Here is an 18,774-nt window from a genome sequence, read left to right as displayed (position 1 = left end):
TCACTGTCATCATGTCGAACGGACCACAAACAACCTCGTTCGGCTCTGTAGCATTCATGAAATCGAGGGGATTGAAAATCGTACAGCCGGGATTAGTTAAGAAGTGTGAATGAAAATGCTTTCATGGCGGCGTGGCAAAAGAGGGAGGAGGCGTCACGCCGTTGAGGGGGATAAACCGGTGCGGTCGCCAGGCTGATATGGCCTTGCGGCCGGACCGGCGGGAAGGGAAGACGGGCACAGTGGTGCCCGTCTGCTTCAGGAATGGGGTTCCTGCTGGTGCTGAGACACCCTGCGCCGGCGGCGGGGCAGCATGCGGGTCACCAGGTTGCTGCGCTGACGCCAGGAGGTGTAGACGATGGCGGACAGGTGCAGGGCTATCATGGCCTGCAGCGCCCAGGTACACCATTCGTGCCAGTCGTCTGCTCCCAGCTCGAAGCCGGTCTCTGTGTTCTGGAACCAGCCGCTGCCGGCGGTCGCCAGCACCAGCAGCCAGAGTACCCAGACCGCCAGCTTGCCGCTGCCGTGATGGCCGGGCGCTGCGGGGGCGCGCTCGCGCAGCGCTACCGCCTGCTGGCGGAAATCGTCCCGGCTCGGGATCAGGGCGCTCAGGCGGGCATGGCCCCGTGCCAGGGTGAGCCCCCACAGCAGGCGCAAGCCGATCAGGGCCATGGCGGCATAGCCCAGCCACTCATGCCACTCCTCGCCCGCCTCGTTGAGCCAGAGGTTGCCGATGCAGACCGCTGCCACACCCCAGTGGGTGAGGCGGACCAGGCCATCCCAGTGGAAGGGATCAGCCTTTCTGCTTGGCATATTGGTGGTACTCCTTCTTCAGGTCGTTGACCTTGGCCAGGTGGGCCTGGGCCTTCTCCTGATCACCGGCCTGCAGGGCCGCCAGGCTGGCATCCAGCTCGCTCTGCACCTTGTTCATGCCCTCGAGGAACTTCTCCTTCTTGGCAGCCGGCATGTTTCTCTCCTTGGCCACATCGAGCTGAGCCTTCATCTCCTTGATGTGTTTCTCCATGGTGGCCGCATCATCTGCCTTGACGGCCTGCTTGTAGTTGAAGCCGATCTTCTTCATCGGCTGCTCCAGATCGCCGGCCATGGCGGGCAGGGTCATCAGGCCAAACATCAGGGGCAGCAGCAGGGGACGCACAGTTTTCAACATGGGATTTCCTTATGAGACGACGAGATTGCAGGTTCTTATGGCACTCATTTGAGTGCGGTATCATACAGCATGATGCCATGAAAGCGGGGCAATTGTATGGGGAAAGTGCGACCAATTGTGACGAAATGTGTGCATTGTGCTGTACATATGTAGTCAGAAGGGGATGAGCCGGGAGCGGAAACAGGCGGCAACCCGGGGCCGTGGACCCGAGGCGGCGAGCGGTGCCAAGGGATGGATGCCGCCTGCCACCCCCATGCCGGGCTTGGGAGGAAGCCTGGGACCGGCAGGGCGATCCCCGGTAGCCCGGGCAGCAAAAAGGGCCCGCAGGCCCTTGTGTTCGGTGGGGGAGGCGGCCTTTATTTGGCCTGCTCGCGCTCGATGGCACGCCAGCCGATGTCCTTGCGGTAGAAGACACCGTCCCACTGGATGCGACCCGCCAGCTGGTAGGCGCGTTGCTGCGCCTCGGCGACGGTGTGACCCAGCGCGGTGGCGCACAGCACGCGGCCACCGGCGGTGACTATGGTGTCTCCCGCCAGCTGGGAGCCGGCATGGAATACCTTCTCGCCGCTCGCCTCTTCCACCGGCAGACCGCTGATGGGCTTGCCCTGCTGGTAGTCACCGGGGTAACCGCCCGCCGCCAGCACCACGCCGATGGCGACGCGGGGATCATAGATGGCTTCGACCTGATCCAGATTGCCGGCACAGGCGGCCAGGCAGAGCTCCACCAGATCGGAGCGCATGCGCAGCATGATGGGCTGGGTCTCGGGGTCGCCGAAGCGGCAGTTGAACTCGATCACCTTGGGGTTGCCCTGGGCATCGATCATCAGGCCGGCGTAGAGGAAGCCGGTGTAGATGTTGCCCTCGGCCGCCATGCCGCGCACCGTCGGCATGATCACCTGCTCCATCACTTTTTGATGCACCACATCTGTCACCACGGGCGCCGGGGAGTAGGCCCCCATGCCGCCGGTGTTGAGACCGGTGTCGCCGTCGCCCACCCGCTTGTGATCCTGGCTGGTGGCCATGGGCAGCACGTGCTCGCCGTCCACCATGACGATGAAGCTCGCCTCTTCCCCGTCCAGGAACTCCTCGATCACCACACGGGCACCGGCGTCGCCGAAGGCATTGCCGGAGAGCATGTCGCGCACTGCCGCTTCCGCCTCTTCGAGGGTCATGGCGACGATGACGCCCTTGCCTGCCGCCAGACCGTCAGCCTTGATGACGATGGGGGCACCCTGCTCGCGCAGGTAGGCCAGCGCCGGCTCCACCTCGGTGAAGTTCTGGTACTCGGCGGTGGGGATGGCGTGGCGCGCCAGGAAGTCCTTGGCGAAGGCCTTGGAGCCCTCCAGCTGGGCGGCGGCGGCGGTCGGGCCGAAGATGGCGAGCCCTTCGGCACGGAAGGCATCCACCACCCCTTTCACCAGGGGCGCTTCCGGCCCGACTATGGTGAGACCGATCTGCTGGGCCTTGGCGAAGGCCAGCAGGGCCTGGATGTCGGTCGCTTCGATGGCGACGTTCTCTATGCTGCCCTCGTGGGCGGTACCGGCATTGCCGGGGGCGACGAACACCCGGGTCACCATGGGGGATTGCTTGGCCTTCCAGGCCAGGGCGTGCTCACGGCCGCCGTTGCCAATGATCAGTACTTTCATCGTATCGCTCGCTTCTATTTGTGATAACCGCTTGGGGCAGCGGTTGAAAATAGTCAGTTGAAAAGAGACAACAAAAGGGCCGCCAGTGGCGGCCCTGACTCATCAGTGACGGAAATGGCGCATGTTGGTGAACACCATGCACATGCCGTGCTCGTTGGCGGCCTCGATCACCTCGTTGTCGCGCATGGAGCCACCTGGCTGGATGACGCAGGAGATGCCCGCGGCAGCGGCGGCATCTATGCCGTCGCGGAACGGGAAGAAGGCGTCGGAGGCCATGACGGAGCCCGCCACGGTCAGCCCTTCATCCTCGGCCTTGATGCCGGCGATCTTGGCGGAGTAGACCCGGCTCATCTGGCCGGCACCCACGCCTATGGTCTGGCCGTCTTTGGCGTAGACGATGGCGTTGGACTTGACGAACTTGGCGACCTTCCAGCAGAACAGCAGGTCCTTGAGTTCGGCCTCGGTGGGCTGACGCTGGCTGACCACGGTGAGCTCCCCCAGGGTGACCATGCCGTGATCCCGCTCCTGCACCAGCAGACCGCCGTTGACACGCTTGAGGTCAAAGCCCTGGGCCGGGGCAGTCCACTGGCCGCATTCCAGCAGACGCACGTTCTGCTTGGCTGCGACCGCCTCGCGGGCCGCCTGGCTGATGCTGGGGGCGATGATCACCTCGACGAACTGACGGGCGACGATGGCCGCCGCGGTGGCACCATCCAGCTCGCGGTTGAAGGCGATGATGCCGCCAAAGGCGGAGGTGGGGTCGGTCTGGTAGGCGCGATCGTAGGCACCCAGCAGGTCGTCACCTATGGCAACGCCACAGGGGTTGGCGTGCTTGACGATGACGCAGGCCGGCTCGGCGAACTCCTTCACGCACTCCAGCGCCGCGTCTGTGTCGGCGATGTTGTTGTAGGAGAGGGCCTTGCCCTGCAGCTGGATGGCGCTTGCCACCGAGCCTGGTGCGGCCTGCTCTTCGGCGTAGAAGGCGGCAGCCTGGTGGCTGTTCTCGCCGTAGCGCATGTCCTGCTTCTTGATGAACTGGGCGTTGAAGGTGCGCGGGAAGCGGGACTCGGCGTCGCCCTCCTTGTTGTCACCGTAGGAGGGGACCAGGGTGCCGAAGTAGTTGGCTATCATGCCGTCGTAGGCGGCGGTGTGCTCGAAGGCGGCGATGGCCAGATCGAAGCGGGTAGCCAGGGTCAGGCTGTTGCCGTTGCCATCCATCTCGGCGATCACCCGGCCGTAATCGGCCGCCTTGACGACTATGGTGACGTCCTTGTGGTTCTTGGCGGCGGAGCGAACCATGGTCGGGCCGCCGATGTCGATGTTCTCGACGGCGTCTTCCAGGGTGCAACCGGGCTTGGCCACGGTAGCGGCGAAGGGATAGAGGTTGACGACGACCATGTCGATGGGGGAGATAGCGTGCTGGGCCATGATGGCGTCATCCCGATCGCGGCGGCCGAGGATGCCACCGTGCACCTTGGGGTGCAGGGTCTTGACCCGGCCGTCCATCATCTCGGGGAAGCCGGTGTAGTCGGAGACCTCGGTCACCGGCAGGCCCGCGTCGGCCAGCAGCTTGGCGGTTCCACCGGTGGAGAGCAGGGCCACGCCACGCTCGTTGAGTGCCTTGGCAAATTCCAGGATGCCAGTCTTGTCAGACACACTCAGCAGCGCACGGCGAATGGGTCGAGCTTGTTCCATCACACTATCGTCCTCAGCATAACGGGGACCGTTCCATGGGAGGCGAGGCTCAACACAGAGAGTCCCCAAATAAATGGAAGTGGGGGATTTCGCAAACCACTCTCGCCCGGCGAGCCGGGGGTTGGCAAAAGCGTTTTAGGAAATGCCCGCTTGACGCGACGCTCTCTTGTGGGCGCGTATTCTACACAAAAAATGTGACCCGTGGTGGATTTTTTAAAGAGACAAAGCCTTGTGCGGTGCGGTGTTAAACGTTTTCTGGTGATTTTTTGTGAAACGTTTGTCTTTTCAGTGTTTTGAGGGCCAAGGGGCGGGATCGCCCGGGTTGTCTACTGCTTTCCCGCCTTTGGCTGGCAATCGCCGGGCAAAGGGGTGATAGTGGAAGCCGGTTTATATTGAGTACCATTTTGGGCGCTATGCCATGTCGGGGAGAGGGTTATGTATCGGATCGGGGAACTGGCCAAGGCGTGCGGGGTGAAGGCGGACACCCTGCGCTTTTACGAGAAGAACGGGCTCATCTCGCCGGGGATCCGCAACGAGTCTGGCTACCGCCTCTATGGGGAGCAGGACAGGCGGCGGCTGGAGTTCATCATCCGCGCCAAGTCGGTGGGTTTCTCCCTGGCGGACATCGGAGAGTTGCTCGCCCTCGACACCAACAAGGCGCGGGTGACCTGCCAGGAGGTAAAAGCGGTGGCCGACACCAAGCTTGAACAGGTGGAGCAGAAGATCCTGGAGCTGACCCGCTTTCGGGAGAACCTGAAGGCGCTCTCCGACATCTGCTGCGGTGGCCCCCGCTCGGCGGAGCACTGCGCCATCCTGGAGACCCTAGAGTCCGGCGCCCCCTCCCGTCACGAGCATCACGACCATGAGCACTGAGTGCCATCGGCCCCGGGTCTCTGCCTTCCTCGCCCTCTCCCTCGACGGCTTTATCGCGGGGGAGGGCGGGGATCTTGACTGGCTCGCCCCCTATGGCGGCGACTCCCAGGAGGAGACCGGCTACAGCGCCCTGATGGCCAGCGCCGATCTGCTGCTGATGGGGCGCAGCAGCTATGAAACCGTGCTCGGCTTCCCCGAGTGGCCCTATGGCGACAAACCTGTGACTGTGCTGACCCACAGGCCCGCCATGTCCCGTGCCCATGTCTCTTTCCGGCAGGGGTCGCTGGCGCAGGTGCTGAGCGAGCTGGGGCAGCAGGGAGCGCGCCACATCTATCTGGACGGTGGCGAGGTCGTGAGGCAGGGCCTGCAGGCCGCGCTGGTGGACGAGCTGACCCTGTTCTGGGTGCCGGTCACCCTGGGGGCCGGCGTTTCCCTGTGGACGCAAGCCCTGCCCGGGCGCCTGGTGCCTGTGTCCAGCGCCGTGCTGCCAAGTGGCCTGGTGCGGGTCGTCTATCACCCGGCCTGAGCCTCCCGCCTGACCCCTTGCAGGCGGGCGGCAAGAGGCGCACAATCGGTGCGTTTTTTCGCCGTCCTGAGCTGCCTCCTTGGCCCCTCGTTCGGCAAAGTGCCATTCATTACCATCACCGCAAAGGAGCCAGCATGGCCAAGAAGAAGGTGGCCCTTGCCACCACTGAACCCGTCCACGATCATCAGCGCGGCATCATCCAGGACAATCACCTCAAGGCACTGGTGACTTCTCCCCTGTTCCAGGCCAGGGTCGAGCCAAGCAAGAAGGGCAAGGGGAGCTACCAGCGCAAGGCCAAGCACGGCAAGCGGTGGGAGCCCGGTCAACAGCAGATGATGCGCATCTGCTGCTGAGCGGGTTTCTGCTTTGGAACCTGTCCACGATCTTGCTGCGAGGCCGTGATCAAGGCTCATGTGCTGCTCGGAATCCTCATGTGTACTTACACACTCCGGTTCCTGCGCTGCTCTTCACCTTGCTGACAGCCTCTCGCGACAGACCGTGAACAGGTTCCTGGAACCAAAACAAGCGGGGCGCTCATGGCGCCCCGCTTGTGTTCCATCTGGTTAAAGGCGGTTACCTTATTCGTCCATAAAGAGCTCGAGCAGCACGTTGAGGTAGCGATGGCCGAGGGAGGTCAGCTGCCAGCACTCTCCCAGGTCTTCGATAAGCTCCTTGGTCTGGGCAACAGCGAGCATGGTCTCCACCCGCTCCAGCGGCAGCCCGGTATAGGCCTCGAACTCCGACTTGGGGGCAGGTTCAAACAATCTGAACCGGTTCATAAAGTACTCCAGCGGCAGATCGTCCGCGCTCACCTGCCACTGGCTGTCCAGATAGGGGCGGGCAGGGTCCAGATACCCCTTGGGGTGCTTCACCTTGGCGGTGCGCAGGATCTGCTGGTTCGCGAGATCCGTCACCTTGCCGTGGGCGCCGCAGCCTATGCCCAGATAGTCGCCAAAGCGCCAGTAGTTGAGGTTGTGGCGGCACTGATAGCCCGCCTTGGCGTAGGCCGAGATCTCGTACTGCTGATAACCCTGGGCGGTGAGCATGGCGTGGCCCTGCTCGTAGATGTCCCACAGGGTGTCGTCCTCCGGCAGCCTGGGGGGCTTGGAGGCGAACGCCGTGTTCGGCTCTATGGTGAGCTGATACCAGGAGAGGTGCGGCGGTGCGCAGTCGATGGCCTGCTGCAGATCATAGAGGGCGTCCTCCAGGCTCTGATCCGGCAGGCCGTGCATCAGATCCAGGTTGAAGGTGGGAAGCGATATGGCATGGGCCAGCTCGGCGGCCTTGCGCGCCTCTTCCGGGCCATGGATGCGGCCGAGGCGGGTCAATTTTTCCTGCTGGAAGCTCTGCACCCCGATGGAGATGCGGTTGATGCCGGCGCGCTGGAAGCCGGCGAACTTGTCCGCCTCCACCGTGCCCGGGTTGGCCTCCATGGTGATCTCGCAGTCCGGGGTCAGGGCGATGCGCTCACGCACCCCGTCCAGCAGCGCCTGCATGGCCTCCACGGAGAGCAGACTCGGCGTACCACCGCCGATGAAGATGGAGGAGAGCGGGCGCCCCTGGGCCCAGTGCAGATCCTTATCCAGATCCTCCAGCAGGGCGGCCACGTACTCGAGGTGGGGCAGCTCCCCCTTCTGGGCGTGAGAGTTGAAGTCGCAGTAGGGGCACTTCTGGACGCACCAGGGCACATGGATATAGAGGGAGAGGGGCGGCAGTTGCAGCATGGTGTTTCCAGTATTCAAAAAATCAAAATGGGGGCCGGTCGGGTGGCCCCCATTGTAGATGAAATGCGTGCCGGCGTATCCCGGCGCCCGGTCGGGTCTCAGTGCGCCGCGGCCAGCGCCGCCTTGAGCTTGCCCAGGGCCTGGCCGCGATGGCTGAGCTGGTTTTTGAGCTCCGCCGGCATCTGGGCCGAGGTGCAGTCGTGATCCGGCACGAAGAACACGGGATCATAGCCAAAGCCGTGCTGACCACGGGGCTCGTCGATGATCATCCCCTCCCAGCTCGCCTGGCAGATGATGGGGGTGGGATCGTCGGCGTGGCGCATATAGACCAGCACGCACCAGAAGCGGGCGCTCTTAAGGTAGTCGGGGGCGCCTTGCAGCTCGGCCAGCAGCTTGTCGATGTTCTCCTTGTCGCTGGCACCGGCGCCGGCAAAGCGGGCGGAGTAGACGCCGGGGCGACCGTGCAGCAGGTCCACTTCCAGGCCTGAGTCGTCGGCGACGGCGGGCAGGCCTGTGATGCGGGCGGCGTGGCGTGCCTTGATGATGGCATTCTCGACGAAGGTGGTGCCGGTCTCGTCGGCATCGGAGACCGCAAACTCGCTCTGTGGGATCACCTGGATCTTCATATCGGCCAGCATGGCGGCCAATTCCTTCACCTTTTTCTGGTTCCCTGTTGCCAGGACAAGCTTGTTCATCACGCACCTCCGCAAAAATAATCTGCGCATTCTATGCGGGGCAGGGGTTTAGTAAAAGCGCCAATTGCCTGCAATCCGGCACCGGATGTGGGTCGCCGCGGCAGTGCAGAGGAGTGGATAAAATACATGTTTCCAAGGAGGAATAACCGAAGTGATTAAATACCATTTCAATTCATTACTCTGAGTCAGTAGACTCGCGCACCAATCGATTTTCCCCTAGGGCTTGAGGTGACTGATGCCATTGATTCTTCTGCTTGTACTCCTGGTGCTGTTCAGCCCGCTGGCCATCGACATCTATCTGCCCGCCATCCCGCAGATGGCCGAGCAGCTGGGGGCCGAAGTGACCCTGATGCAGGGCACCATCACCTGGTTCCTGTTCAGCATGGGGCTGGGTCAGCTGCTGGTGGGGCCGCTCGCCGATCGCTACGGGCGCAAACCCATCGCCCTTGGCGGCGTGCTGCTCTACGGCCTGAGCGCTCTGGCCGCCGGTTTTGCGGCGAGCCTCGGCGAGCTGATGCTGGCGCGGGTGCTGCAAGGCTTCGGTGCCTGTGCCACCTCGGTCGCCGCCTTCTCCGTGGTACGTGACAGCTATGGCCCCAAGAAGAGCGGTCAGATGATCTCCTACCTGAACGGCGCCATCTGCTTCATTCCCGCCCTGGCGCCCCTGCTCGGCGGCTGGCTCACCGCCAAGGCGGGCTGGTCGGCCAACTTCTGGTTTATGGCCGGGTATGCCGTTGTGGTCGGTAGCTGGCTGCTGTGGCGGATGCCGGAGACCCGCCCGGAGGAGACCAGCAGCAGCGGCCCGCTCATCAGCTGGTCGCGCTACAGCCCTGTGCTGCGCTCCCCGAGCTTCCTGTTCAACGCGGCGCTCTGCATGCTGGCGATGGCGGTGATCCTGGCCTATGTCACGGCGGCGCCGGTACAGCTGATGGTGAAGCTGGGTCTGGACATGAACGGGTTCAGCTACTGGTTCACCGCCAACGCGGCGCTCAACATCCTGGCCTGCTTCCTGGCGCCGCGCTTCATCGCAAGAGTGGGACCGAGACGCACCCTGCGCATCGGCCTGCTGGTGCTGCTGCTGTCGGCCATCCTGCTGACGCTGACCATGCACCTGGCTCATCCGCTGGCGATGATGGGGCCGGTATTCCTCTCCAGCATCGGCTTCGCCATGATACTGGGCGCTGCCGCCGGCATGGCGCTGGCACCCTTCGGTCACTGCGCCGGGACCGCCGCCGCCCTGCTCGGTCTGTTCCAGATGAGCGGCTCCGGCGCCCTGGTGGGGATCACCGGTTGGTTGATGCCGGATCCCCTGAGCCAGCTGGCCCTGCACATGTGGCTGCTGCTGCCGCCCTTGCTGATGCTGATGACGCGGCAGGGTCGTCGCCTCTGCCTGCAGCCTTGATGCGCGGGGGCAGAGCCCCGGCGTCGATGGATAACGTCGCTTGCACAGGCCATAAATCCTGTGCTCTGATGAACGAAACGGGGGCTTAAGGCCCCCTTCTTTTTTGGGCGCAGCGTCGCCAGGTGCCTATCATATTGGACAGTTCAGCGGAGAATCCCATGAGTCAGACAATCAACGCCGCCCTGGTGGGTTACGGCTTTGCAGGACAGACCTTCCACGCCCCCTTCCTGACCAGCACCCCGGGGCTTGCCCTGCGCCGGGTGGTGAGCCGTGATGCCGCCAAGGTGCAGGCCGAGCTGCCGGGCTGCCAGGTCGGCACCCTGGACGAGGTGCTGGCCGACAGCACGGTCGATCTGGTGGTGATAGCGACCCCGAACGATACCCATGCCCCCATCGCCCGTCAGGCCTTGCTGGCGGGTAAGCACGTGGTGATCGACAAGCCGTTCGCGCTGGATCTGGCCGAAGCCGAGGCGCTCGTCGAGCTGGCCGAGAAACAGCAGCGGCTGCTCAGCATCTTCCACAACCGGCGCTGGGACGGAGACTTCCTCACGGTACGCCGCCTGCTGGCGGAAGGGGCGCTGGGCAAGATCGCCCAGTTTGAATCTCATTTTGATCGCTACCGCCCCGAGGTGCGTCAGCGCTGGCGCGAGGCGGGCGGCCCGGGTTCCGGGCTCTGGTTCGATCTCGGTCCCCACATCCTGGATCAGGCGTTGCAGCTGTTCGGCCAGCCTGACTGGATCCAGGCTGACTTGGTCGCCCAGCGCCCCGGCGCCCTGAGCGATGACTACTTCCACGTGGTGCTGGGTTACGGCGAGATGCGGGTCATTCTGCACGGCAGCTGCCTGGTCTCTGCCACCATGCCGCGTTTCGTGATCCACGGCAGCGAAGGATCCTTCATCAAGTTCGGCATGGATGTGCAGGAGGAGCAGCTCAAGCTCGGCCTGCGCCCGCCCGCGGCGAACTGGGGCCAGGATCCCGAACCCGGCCAGCTCAGCCGCATGGTGGAGGGGCAATCCTCGGTGCAGGCGGTGAGCGGGGAGGCCGGGGATTACGGCGCCTACTACCGCGGTGTCTGCGCCGCCATCAGGGGGGAGGCTGGCAACCCTGTGCCCGCGGTGGAGGCCCTGGCGGTGATGGCACTGCTGGATCTGGCCAGAGAGAGCGACAGCCAGGGGCGGCGGCTGAGCTGTCAGAAGCTGTCTGACTGAGGGCACGTTCACGATACCGGTGACGGCTGCCGAAATGGCAATCATTGACTGACAATCGTTCTCTTGTTGGTGTTTAATCGTGCGGTTTAGCGGCAATAATGGCGTATTGTATTAACATTTGTCGTTGCAGTAGTTCTTTTTATCCAGCCAACGAGAAAATATCATTGTGATACGCGTTTTCATTGGTCGCATATGGGGATATATTTCGCGCGCCTCCCGACTCCCGGTGGCTCGCTGTTTTACCGGGGGCGAAGACGCACAGTGATGGTTTTTGACACCATCTCTCCATCTTTTTTTGAGGGTATGCACATGAACAAAGTACTGGTAGCCGGTATCCTGGGTCTGATGTTGACCGCCTGTGGTCAGAAAGAAGAAGCCGCCGCTCCGGCCGCTACTCCGGCCGCCGACGTTGCTGCAACTGTTAGCGAAGCTGCCTCTACCGTAGAGAAGGCCGCTTCCGAAGCCTCTGCTACCGTCGAGAAGGCTGCTGCTGACGTAGCCACCAAGGCAGAAGCTGCTGTGAGCGATGCCAAGGCCAACTAAGCCTGCACCTCATAAAAAAATGGGCCCGGCGGTAACGCCGGGCCCGTTTTTTTATGGCCACTGCGGGCAACGGCTCCCCGCTCAGGGCAGCGGCTCCACCAGCAGGATATGGGAGTCATATCCCGTCACCCGGACTCTGCTGCCCGCCGCCAGCGGCTGGTTGCAGCGCACCGTCCAGACGGTGTCATCTAGGTGCACCCGGCTCATCCCCTGGCTCACCTCATCGAGCAGGGTCAGCTCCCGTCCCAGATAGCTCTGCATTCGCTCGTTGATGGGGGCGGCCGCATCGCGGCTCGAGCGGTCGCGCTTGTGCTGCCAGCGCCACCAGGCCCAGGTGGTCACCAGGGACTGCGCCGCGAACAGCAGCAGCTGTGCCTGCCAGCCGAAGGGCCAGATCAGCAGCAAGATCCCCACCTCCAGGGCGGCGATACCGGTCCAGAGCAGGAAGCCCACCGATCCCAGCACCTCGATGGCCAACAGCACGAAGCCGAGCCCCAGCCAGTGCCAGTGGGTCAGCCCCTCGAACAGGGCTGTCATGACTTGCCGACCTTGCCATCTTTGTTGAACAGCTCGGCCATGCCGGCCACCGAACCTATCAGGCTGCCCGCCTCCAGGGGCATCATGATGATCTTGCTGTTGGGCCCTTCACCGATGCGGGCCAGGGCCTCGGTGTATTTCTGGGCCACGAAGTAGTTGATGGCCTGCATATCTCCTTCCGCAATTGCCTGGGAAACCATGTGGGTCGCCTTGGCTTCCGCCTCGGCGGCACGCTCCCGCGCCTCGGCGGCGAGGAAGGCGGCCTGGCGTTCCCCCTCGGCTTTGAGGATCTGGGACTGCTTCTCCCCTTCCGCTTTCAGGATCTTGGACTGACGCACCCCTTCGGCCTCCAGCACCTCGGCTCGCTTCTGGCGCTCGGCCTTCATCTGGGCGTTCATCGCTTCTACCAGGGCGAGCGGCGGGCGCACATCCTTGATCTCGATCCGGGTCACCTTGATGCCCCAGGGGGCGGTGGCGGCATCCATGGTGCGCAGCAGCTTCTCGTTGATGGTGTCGCGCTGGGAGAGCATCTCGTCCAGCTCCATGGCGCCGAGCACTGTCCGCATATTGGTCATCGTCAGATTTCTGATGGCGCTGGTGAGATCGTTGACCTCATAGGCCCCTTTGCGGGCATCCACCACCTGCACGAAGCTGATGGCGTCTATGGTGACGTTGGCGTTGTCCCGGGAGATCACCTCCTGGGCCGGGATGTCCAGCACCTGCTCCATCATGATGATCTTGTGGCCGACTCTGTCCACATAGGGGATCAGCAGGTTGAGGCCCGGGGTCAGGGTACGGGTGTAGCGGCCGAAGCGCTCCACGGTCCAGTTGAAACCCTGTGGCACTATCTTGATGCCCGCGCTCAGGGTGGCCAGCACCAGGAACACGAAGATCCCCAGCACAATCAATGACTCATTCATGGTAAAGCTCCTTATGAAACACTTTCACTAGCCTAGAGTCTGGTGCGAACCGCCACAAGGACATTCGCTCCCCTTTGCCACGGCACGGCTTTACTAATTACTAAAACGCATTAAAGAGCATTTTTTATTATTTTGAGGGATAAGGACTCCTGCCTATAGTCGCCCAAGATGTCGTCGTATGCCGAGGAGTGGGCCCTGATGGATTATTTACCTATGTTTGCCAGGTTGGAAGGCCGCCCGGTATTGCTGGTGGGCGGGGGCGAGGTTGCCCTGCGCAAGGCACGCTTGCTGCTGGCGGCAGGTGCCCGGCTGACCCTGGTCTCTCCCGAGCTCGAGCCCGACTTCCATGAGTTCGCCGGTCGCTTCACCCATGTGGCGGCGCGCTTCGAGCCGGCCCATCTGGCCGGCCAGATCCTGGTGGTGGCGGCGACCGACAGCCTCGAGGTCAACGCCCTGGTCTACCAGAGCGCTAATCAGCTCGGGCTTTTTGTGAATGTGGTGGATGACCCCGAGCGCTCCAGCTTTATCTTCCCCTCCATCATCGATCGCAGCCCCATCATGGTGGCCGTCTCCAGCGGCGGCAAGGCGCCGGTGCTGGTGCGCCTGTTGCGCGAGCGGCTCGAGAGCCTGCTGCCCCGCCATCTGGGCGGACTGGCGGAACTCTCCGGCCGGGTGCGCAGCCGGGCCAAGCGGGTGCTGGCCTCCCTCTCCGATCGCCGCCGCTTCTGGGAGCACGCCTTCGCCTCCAACACCCTGGCCGGTCTGATCGAGAAAGCCGATTGGCAAGGTGCCGAGCAGTGGCTGAACGAGGGGCTCGACAAGGCCCAGACCGAAATGGGGGAAGTGGTGCTGGTAGGGGCGGGCCCAGGCGATCCGGGCCTCTTGACCCTCAAGGCGCTGCAACAGATTCAGCAAGCCGAAGTGGTGCTCTATGACCAGCTGGTCTCCCCGGAGATCCTGGATCTGGTGCGCCGGGACGCCACCCTGGTGTCGGTCGGCAAGAAGGCGGGGGCCCACAGCGTGCCCCAGGAAGAGACCAATCGCCTGCTGGTGGAATACGCCAGGGCGGGCAACCGGGTGGTGCGGCTCAAGGGGGGGGATCCCTTCATGTTCGGCCGTGGCGGCGAGGAGCTGGAAGTGCTGGCAGAGGAGGGCATCCCCTTCTCCGTGGTGCCCGGCATCACGGCCGCCGCCGGTGCCACCGCCTATGCGGGCATTCCGCTCACTCACCGCGACCATGCCCAGAGCGCCGTCTTCATCACGGGCCACTGCCAGAAGGAGGGCAAGGAGCCCGACTGGCAGCAGCTCGCTTCAACCAACCAGACCCTGGTCATCTACATGGGGCTGATGCGTTCCGAGCACATCCAGCAGCAGCTGGTGAGCCATGGCCGAAGCGCCGCCACCCCCATCGCCATCATAGAGCGGGGCACCACGGCGCGGCAGCGGGTACTGACCGGCACCCTCGACGAGCTGGCGGAACTGGCCCAGCAGGCGGTGAGCCCGTCCCTCATCGTCATCGGCGAGGTGGTGGCCTTGCGCAAGCAGCTCGCCTGGTTTGGCGAGCAGGCGGGCGAGCGGGCCGAGACAGAGGCGAGCCGCCACGAACTCAAGCTGGTGAGCCTGGCCTGAAGGGCGAGACCCGAATCGATTTGACGGTGCGGCCAAGGCGGCACCGAACTGAACCAGAACCGCGCCCCGAGCAGGCGCGATAGCAATGAACCGAGGACCCAGACATGGACCGTGAAAGACTTACCCACTTGCAGCAGCTGGAAGCCGAGAGCATCCATATCATCCGCGAGGTGGCTGCCGAATTTGAAAACCCGGTGATGATGTACTCCATCGGCAAGGACTCCTCCGTCATGCTGCACCTGGCCCGCAAGGCCTTCTATCCGGGCAAGATCCCCTTCCCCCTGCTCCACGTGGACACCAACTGGAAGTTCAAGGAGATGATCAAGTTCCGGGACGAGACAGCCAAAAAGTACGGACTGGATCTCATCGTCCACAAGAACCCGGATGGTCTCGCCATGGACATCAACCCCTTCGTGCACGGCAGCGGCAAGCACACCGACATCATGAAGACCGAGGGGCTCAAGCAGGCGCTCAACAAATATGGTTTCGACGCCGCTTTCGGCGGCGCCCGCCGTGACGAGGAGAAGTCCCGTGCCAAGGAGCGGGTCTACTCCTTCCGCGACAAGTCCCACCGCTGGGATCCGAAGAACCAGAGACCCGAGCTGTGGCGCGTCTACAACAGCCAGGTCAACAAGGGGGAGAGCATCCGGGTGTTCCCGCTCTCCAACTGGACCGAGCTGGACATCTGGCAATACATCTATCTCGAGAACATCGACATAGTGCCGCTCTACTTTGCCGCCCATCGCCCGGTGGTGGAGCGCAATGGCATCAAGATCATGGTGGATGACGAGCGCATGCCCATAGGTCCGGAAGACGAGATGAAGCAGGAGCTGGTGCGCTTCCGCACCCTGGGCTGCTACCCGCTGACCGGGGCCATCGAATCCAATGCCACCACCTTGCCCGAGATCATCGAAGAGATGCTGCTCACCACCTCGAGCGAGCGGCAAGGGCGGCTCATCGACCACGATCAGGCCGGCTCCATGGAGCAGAAGAAGCGTCAGGGCTATTTCTAAAAAATGTTCTAAGGAATCGCATCATGAACAACCACATTCAGACCGCCATCAGCGAACAGGGCATTGAAGCCTACCTGCACGCCCAGCAACACAAGAGCCTGCTGCGCTTTCTCACCTGCGGCAGCGTGGACGACGGCAAGAGCACCCTCATCGGCCGCCTGCTGCACGACTCCCAGCAGATTTATGAAGATCAGTTGAAGGCGCTGGAGTCCGACAGTCAGAAGCTCGGCACCACGGGCGAGAAGCTGGATCTGGCGCTGTTGGTGGACGGCCTGCAGGCGGAGCGCGAGCAGGGCATCACCATAGACGTGGCCTACCGCTATTTCTCCACCGCCAAGCGCAAGTTCATCATCTCGGACACTCCGGGCCACGAGCAGTACACCCGCAACATGGCCACCGGCGCCTCCACCTGCGATCTGGCCATCATATTGATCGATGCCCGCAAGGGGGTGCTGGATCAGACCCGTCGCCACAGCTTTATCGCGAGCCTCCTTGGCATCAAGCAGTTCGTGGTGGCGGTCAACAAGATGGACCTGGTGGAGTTCAGCCAGGAGGTGTTCGATCGCATCAGTGCCGAATACCGCGAGTTCGCCAGGAAGCTCAGCGTCGACACCATCCACATAGTGCCGGTCTCGGCCCTGGACGGTGACAATGTGGTGAACCAGAGCGACAAGCTGGCCTGGTACGAGGGCGAGACCCTGCTCTCATTGCTGGAGAGCGCCGAAGTGGAGCGCGAGCTGGAGCGTCACCCGGTGCGCCTGCCGGTGCAGTACGTGAACCGCCCCAACCTCGATTTTCGCGGCTTCGCGGGCACGCTCGCCTCCGGCATCCTGCGGGTTGGCGACAAGCTGGCAGTGCTGCCCTCCGGCAAGGAGAGCACGGTAACTCGCATCGTCACCTTCGACGGGGATCTGGAGTACGCCCTGCCGGGCCAGGCCATCACTGTCACCTTCGCGGACGAGATCGACATCAGCCGGGGCGACCTGCTGGTGGATGCGGCGAAGAAGCCCCAGGTGACCCAGAACGTGCTGGCTCACATCGTCTGGATGGGGGAAGAGTCCCTGCAACCGGGCCGGGTCTATGACGTCAAGCTGGCCACCAAGAAGAGCCGCGGTCAGGTGGAGGCCATTCGCCACCGCATCGAGATCAACAAGCTGGACGAGCTGGACGCCTCCGAGCTCAAGCTCAACGAGATCGGCCTGTGTGAATTCAGCCTGACCGACCCGGTGGCGTTCGACCCCTACCAGGAGATCCGCGATACCGGCAGCTTCATCCTGATCGACCGGCTGACCAACGTCACCGTGGGCGCGGGCATGATAGTGGAAGGCTTGGCCGCGAAAGTGGCTAAAGGGCAATACAGCGAGTTCGAAGTGGATCTCAACGCCCTGGTGCGCAAGCACTTCCCCCACTGGCAGGCGCTGACCATCAGCAACGATTCCGGCAAGGAGTAAGCCCATGACCTGGCAACAATCCCTGGTGCTGGGTCTGCTGGCTGCCCTCGTCGCCCTGCTGATCCAGGGCAAACTCCGGCCGGCGCTGCTCTTCTCGGGCGCCGTGCTCATCACCTACCTGAGCGGCCTGGCGGACATCAACGCCGTGGTGGCGGGCTACACCAACAGCGCCCTGCTGACCCTGGTGCTGCTGCTGCTGGTGTCGCTCGCGGTGGAGAAGACCCGGGTCATGAGCTGGTTCGCCAACCTGGTGGGCACCGGCTCCTTCAACAAGGTGCTGGTGAAGGTGTGGTTCTCCACCGCCTTCCTGTCGGCCTTCGTCAACAACACCGCCGTGGTGGCCTCCATGCTGGGGGCGGTCAAGCGCAACCCCAACCATGCGCCCTCCCGGCTGCTGCTGCCCATGTGCTTCGCGGCGACCTTTGGCGGGGTGCTGACCCTGATCGGCACCTCCACCAACCTCATCGTCAACAGCTTCCTCATCAAGATGGGGGCGCCGCCGCTCGGCATGTTCGACTTCTTTATGGTGGGGGCGGGGACATTGCTGACCGGCCTGGTCGCCGTGCTGCTGTTTGCCCGTCACCTGCCGGAACAGGACACCGAGATGAGCCGGGAATCCGGCTACTTTCTCGAGGCCAAGGTGGGCCCCGGTTCCCCCATGGCCGGGCGCAGCGTCAAGGAGAACGGCCTGCGCAGCCTGAAAAGCCTCTATCTTGCCGAGATCATCCGCGGCAACCAGGTGATCTGCCCGGTGCAGCCGGAACACGAGCTGCACGAGGGGGACATGCTGCTGTTTTGCGGCGACGTGGAGAGCGTCGGCGTGTTGCAGGAGCTCAAGGGGTTGGATCTCTACGGTCAGCACCGCCTCAACGGCCAGCACCTGGTGGAGGTGATCGTCAGCCACAGCTCGCGGCTGGTGGGGCAGACCATCAAGGATGCGGAGTTTCGTACCCACTTCGATGCGGTGGTGCTGGCGGTGCGCCGGGGCGAGACCCAGCTCACCGGCGGCCTCGGCCAGATTGAACTGCACGCAGGGGACACCCTGCTGCTGGCCCCCGGCCCCAAGTTTGCGGGCAACAAGTCCCTCTCCCGGGAGTTCGTGGTGGTGAGCGGGCTGGAAGCCTCCACCCGGCTCGATGGCAAGCGCAGCGCCGCCGTGGTGCTGGGCTTTCTCGGGGTGCTGGCACTGTCGGTGTTCGATCTGGTGCCGCTGTTCAAGGGGTTGTTGGTGATGCTGGTGGTGCTGCTCTTCTCCCGCATCCTGACCCTGGACGAGATCCGCCGCCGCTTTCCGCTGGACATCTGGCTGGTGGTGGGTGGGGCGCTGGCCATCGCCGATCAGCTGGAGAAGAGCGGGCTGGCCAGGTTGATTGCCGACTGGCTGATGGGGGAGTTCAACGGCTCCAGCCCCCTCATCGCCTTTATCGGCATCTACCTGTTCACCCTGGTGCTGACCGAGCTGATGAGCAACAACGCCGCCGCGGCCCTGGCCTTCCCCATGGGTTACCAGCTGGCGCTCAGCATGGACGTCTCCACCATGCCGTTCATCCTGGCGGTGCTGTTCGGGGCCAGCTCCAGCTTTATACTGCCCTACGGCTACCAGACCAACCTGATGGTCTATGCGGCGGGCAACTACAAGATGCCGGATTACCTCAAGCTGGCGGTGCCTGTCTCCCTGGCCTACAGCCTCGGGGTGATCGTCATGGTGCCCCTGCTGTTTCCGTTTTAAGGCGCAACCCTCTTCGTT

General features: G+C 63.4%; 18 protein-coding genes. 10 read left to right on the top strand and 8 right to left on the bottom strand.

Translation table 11 applies throughout. From position 1 onward, the window contains the following. Positions 1 to 255: 255 nt before the first annotated feature. From AC3WR3_RS11825 to purH, 4 genes are all read right to left on the bottom strand, one after another. A complete protein-coding gene (locus AC3WR3_RS11825) occupies positions 256 to 810 on the bottom strand; it encodes a cytochrome b/b6 domain-containing protein (RefSeq protein ID WP_492291933.1) in 555 nt (184 codons plus the stop codon). Continuing rightward, positions 791 to 1,165, bottom strand: a complete 375-nt coding sequence (locus AC3WR3_RS11820; protein WP_025328232.1) for a cytochrome b562 — start codon at positions 1,163 to 1,165, stop codon at positions 791 to 793. Before AC3WR3_RS11820 ends, AC3WR3_RS11825 begins: the two co-directional genes overlap by 20 nt. A 356-nt stretch (positions 1,166 to 1,521) precedes the next feature. After that, positions 1,522 to 2,811 carry a phosphoribosylamine--glycine ligase gene (gene purD, locus AC3WR3_RS11815; protein WP_492291932.1) on the bottom strand — a complete coding sequence of 430 codons (1,290 nt, stop codon included), beginning with the start codon at positions 2,809 to 2,811 and terminating at the stop codon, positions 1,522 to 1,524. A gap of 102 nt (positions 2,812 to 2,913) precedes the next feature. Then, positions 2,914 to 4,506 carry a bifunctional phosphoribosylaminoimidazolecarboxamide formyltransferase/IMP cyclohydrolase gene (gene purH / locus AC3WR3_RS11810; protein WP_492291931.1) on the bottom strand — a complete coding sequence of 531 codons (1,593 nt, stop codon included), beginning with the start codon at positions 4,504 to 4,506 and terminating at the stop codon, positions 2,914 to 2,916. Positions 4,507 to 4,941: 435 nt separating this feature from the next. On the opposite strand from purH, the gene zntR reads away from it, so the two are divergent. The 3 genes from zntR to AC3WR3_RS11795 all read left to right on the top strand — a co-directional run bounded on the left by zntR (position 4,942) and on the right by AC3WR3_RS11795 (position 6,258). Further along, positions 4,942 to 5,379 (top strand): Zn(2+)-responsive transcriptional regulator, encoded by a 438-nt coding sequence (gene zntR / locus AC3WR3_RS11805; protein ID WP_139434040.1) that lies wholly within the window; start codon positions 4,942 to 4,944, stop codon positions 5,377 to 5,379. Beyond that, entirely contained in the window at positions 5,369 to 5,905 is a 537-nt protein-coding gene (locus AC3WR3_RS11800) for a dihydrofolate reductase family protein (RefSeq protein WP_492291930.1), read from the top strand. The genes zntR and AC3WR3_RS11800 overlap by 11 nt, the downstream gene beginning before the upstream one ends. Positions 5,906 to 6,039: 134 nt before the next feature. Further along, positions 6,040 to 6,258 carry an alternative ribosome-rescue factor A gene (locus AC3WR3_RS11795; RefSeq protein ID WP_202047189.1) on the top strand — a complete coding sequence of 73 codons (219 nt, stop codon included), beginning with the start codon at positions 6,040 to 6,042 and terminating at the stop codon, positions 6,256 to 6,258. Between the two features lie 225 nt (positions 6,259 to 6,483). On the opposite strand, the gene hemW is transcribed toward AC3WR3_RS11795, so the two are convergent. After that, positions 6,484 to 7,629: a radical SAM family heme chaperone HemW gene (hemW, locus tag AC3WR3_RS11790; RefSeq protein WP_492291929.1), complete on the bottom strand. Its 1,146-nt coding sequence runs from the start codon at positions 7,627 to 7,629 to the stop codon at positions 6,484 to 6,486. A 98-nt stretch (positions 7,630 to 7,727) separates the two neighbouring features. Beyond that, entirely contained in the window at positions 7,728 to 8,324 is a 597-nt protein-coding gene (rdgB, locus tag AC3WR3_RS11785; protein ID WP_492291928.1) for an RdgB/HAM1 family non-canonical purine NTP pyrophosphatase, read from the bottom strand. Positions 8,325 to 8,559: 235 nt separating this feature from the next. On the opposite strand from rdgB, the gene AC3WR3_RS11780 reads away from it, so the two are divergent. The 3 genes from AC3WR3_RS11780 (at position 8,560) to AC3WR3_RS11770 (ending at position 11,477) form a co-directional block, all read left to right on the top strand. After that, positions 8,560 to 9,726 (top strand): multidrug effflux MFS transporter, encoded by a 1,167-nt coding sequence (locus tag AC3WR3_RS11780; protein ID WP_162519103.1) that lies wholly within the window; start codon positions 8,560 to 8,562, stop codon positions 9,724 to 9,726. A gap of 158 nt (positions 9,727 to 9,884) precedes the next feature. After that, positions 9,885 to 10,934 carry an oxidoreductase gene (locus AC3WR3_RS11775; protein ID WP_429161075.1) on the top strand — a complete coding sequence of 350 codons (1,050 nt, stop codon included), beginning with the start codon at positions 9,885 to 9,887 and terminating at the stop codon, positions 10,932 to 10,934. A 309-nt stretch (positions 10,935 to 11,243) separates the two neighbouring features. Next, positions 11,244 to 11,477: a hypothetical protein gene (locus AC3WR3_RS11770; RefSeq protein ID WP_025328222.1), complete on the top strand. Its 234-nt coding sequence runs from the start codon at positions 11,244 to 11,246 to the stop codon at positions 11,475 to 11,477. An 81-nt stretch (positions 11,478 to 11,558) separates the two neighbouring features. Here AC3WR3_RS11770 and AC3WR3_RS11765 read toward each other — a convergent pair whose 3' ends face one another. After that, the gene (locus AC3WR3_RS11765; RefSeq protein ID WP_139434045.1) at positions 11,559 to 12,014 is read right to left on the bottom strand and encodes an NfeD family protein; all 456 of its coding nucleotides are present in this window, start codon (positions 12,012 to 12,014) and stop codon (positions 11,559 to 11,561) included. After that, positions 12,011 to 12,934: an SPFH domain-containing protein gene (locus AC3WR3_RS11760; RefSeq protein WP_139434046.1), complete on the bottom strand. Its 924-nt coding sequence runs from the start codon at positions 12,932 to 12,934 to the stop codon at positions 12,011 to 12,013. The genes AC3WR3_RS11765 and AC3WR3_RS11760 overlap by 4 nt, the downstream gene beginning before the upstream one ends. Before the next feature lie 198 nt (positions 12,935 to 13,132). On the opposite strand from AC3WR3_RS11760, the gene cysG reads away from it, so the two are divergent. The 4 genes from cysG (at position 13,133) to AC3WR3_RS11740 (ending at position 18,756) form a co-directional block, all read left to right on the top strand. Continuing rightward, the gene (gene cysG / locus AC3WR3_RS11755) at positions 13,133 to 14,563 is read left to right on the top strand and encodes a siroheme synthase CysG (RefSeq protein ID WP_492291927.1); all 1,431 of its coding nucleotides are present in this window, start codon (positions 13,133 to 13,135) and stop codon (positions 14,561 to 14,563) included. Positions 14,564 to 14,667: 104 nt separating this feature from the next. Further along, positions 14,668 to 15,576: a sulfate adenylyltransferase subunit CysD gene (cysD, locus tag AC3WR3_RS11750; protein ID WP_492291926.1), complete on the top strand. Its 909-nt coding sequence runs from the start codon at positions 14,668 to 14,670 to the stop codon at positions 15,574 to 15,576. Positions 15,577 to 15,599: 23 nt separating this feature from the next. Then, a complete protein-coding gene (cysN, locus tag AC3WR3_RS11745; RefSeq protein ID WP_492291925.1) occupies positions 15,600 to 17,027 on the top strand; it encodes a sulfate adenylyltransferase subunit CysN in 1,428 nt (475 codons plus the stop codon). A gap of 4 nt (positions 17,028 to 17,031) precedes the next feature. After that, on the top strand, positions 17,032 to 18,756 hold the full coding sequence (locus AC3WR3_RS11740; protein ID WP_492291924.1) for an SLC13 family permease: 1,725 nt from the start codon (positions 17,032 to 17,034) through the stop codon (positions 18,754 to 18,756). Positions 18,757 to 18,774 lie beyond the last annotated feature (18 nt).

It is taken from the genome of Aeromonas sp. EU05-FHT14A05 (assembly GCF_058791175.1).
Note: the sequence above shows the minus strand (reverse complement) of the source record. Positions and strands in the feature narration are given on the sequence as shown.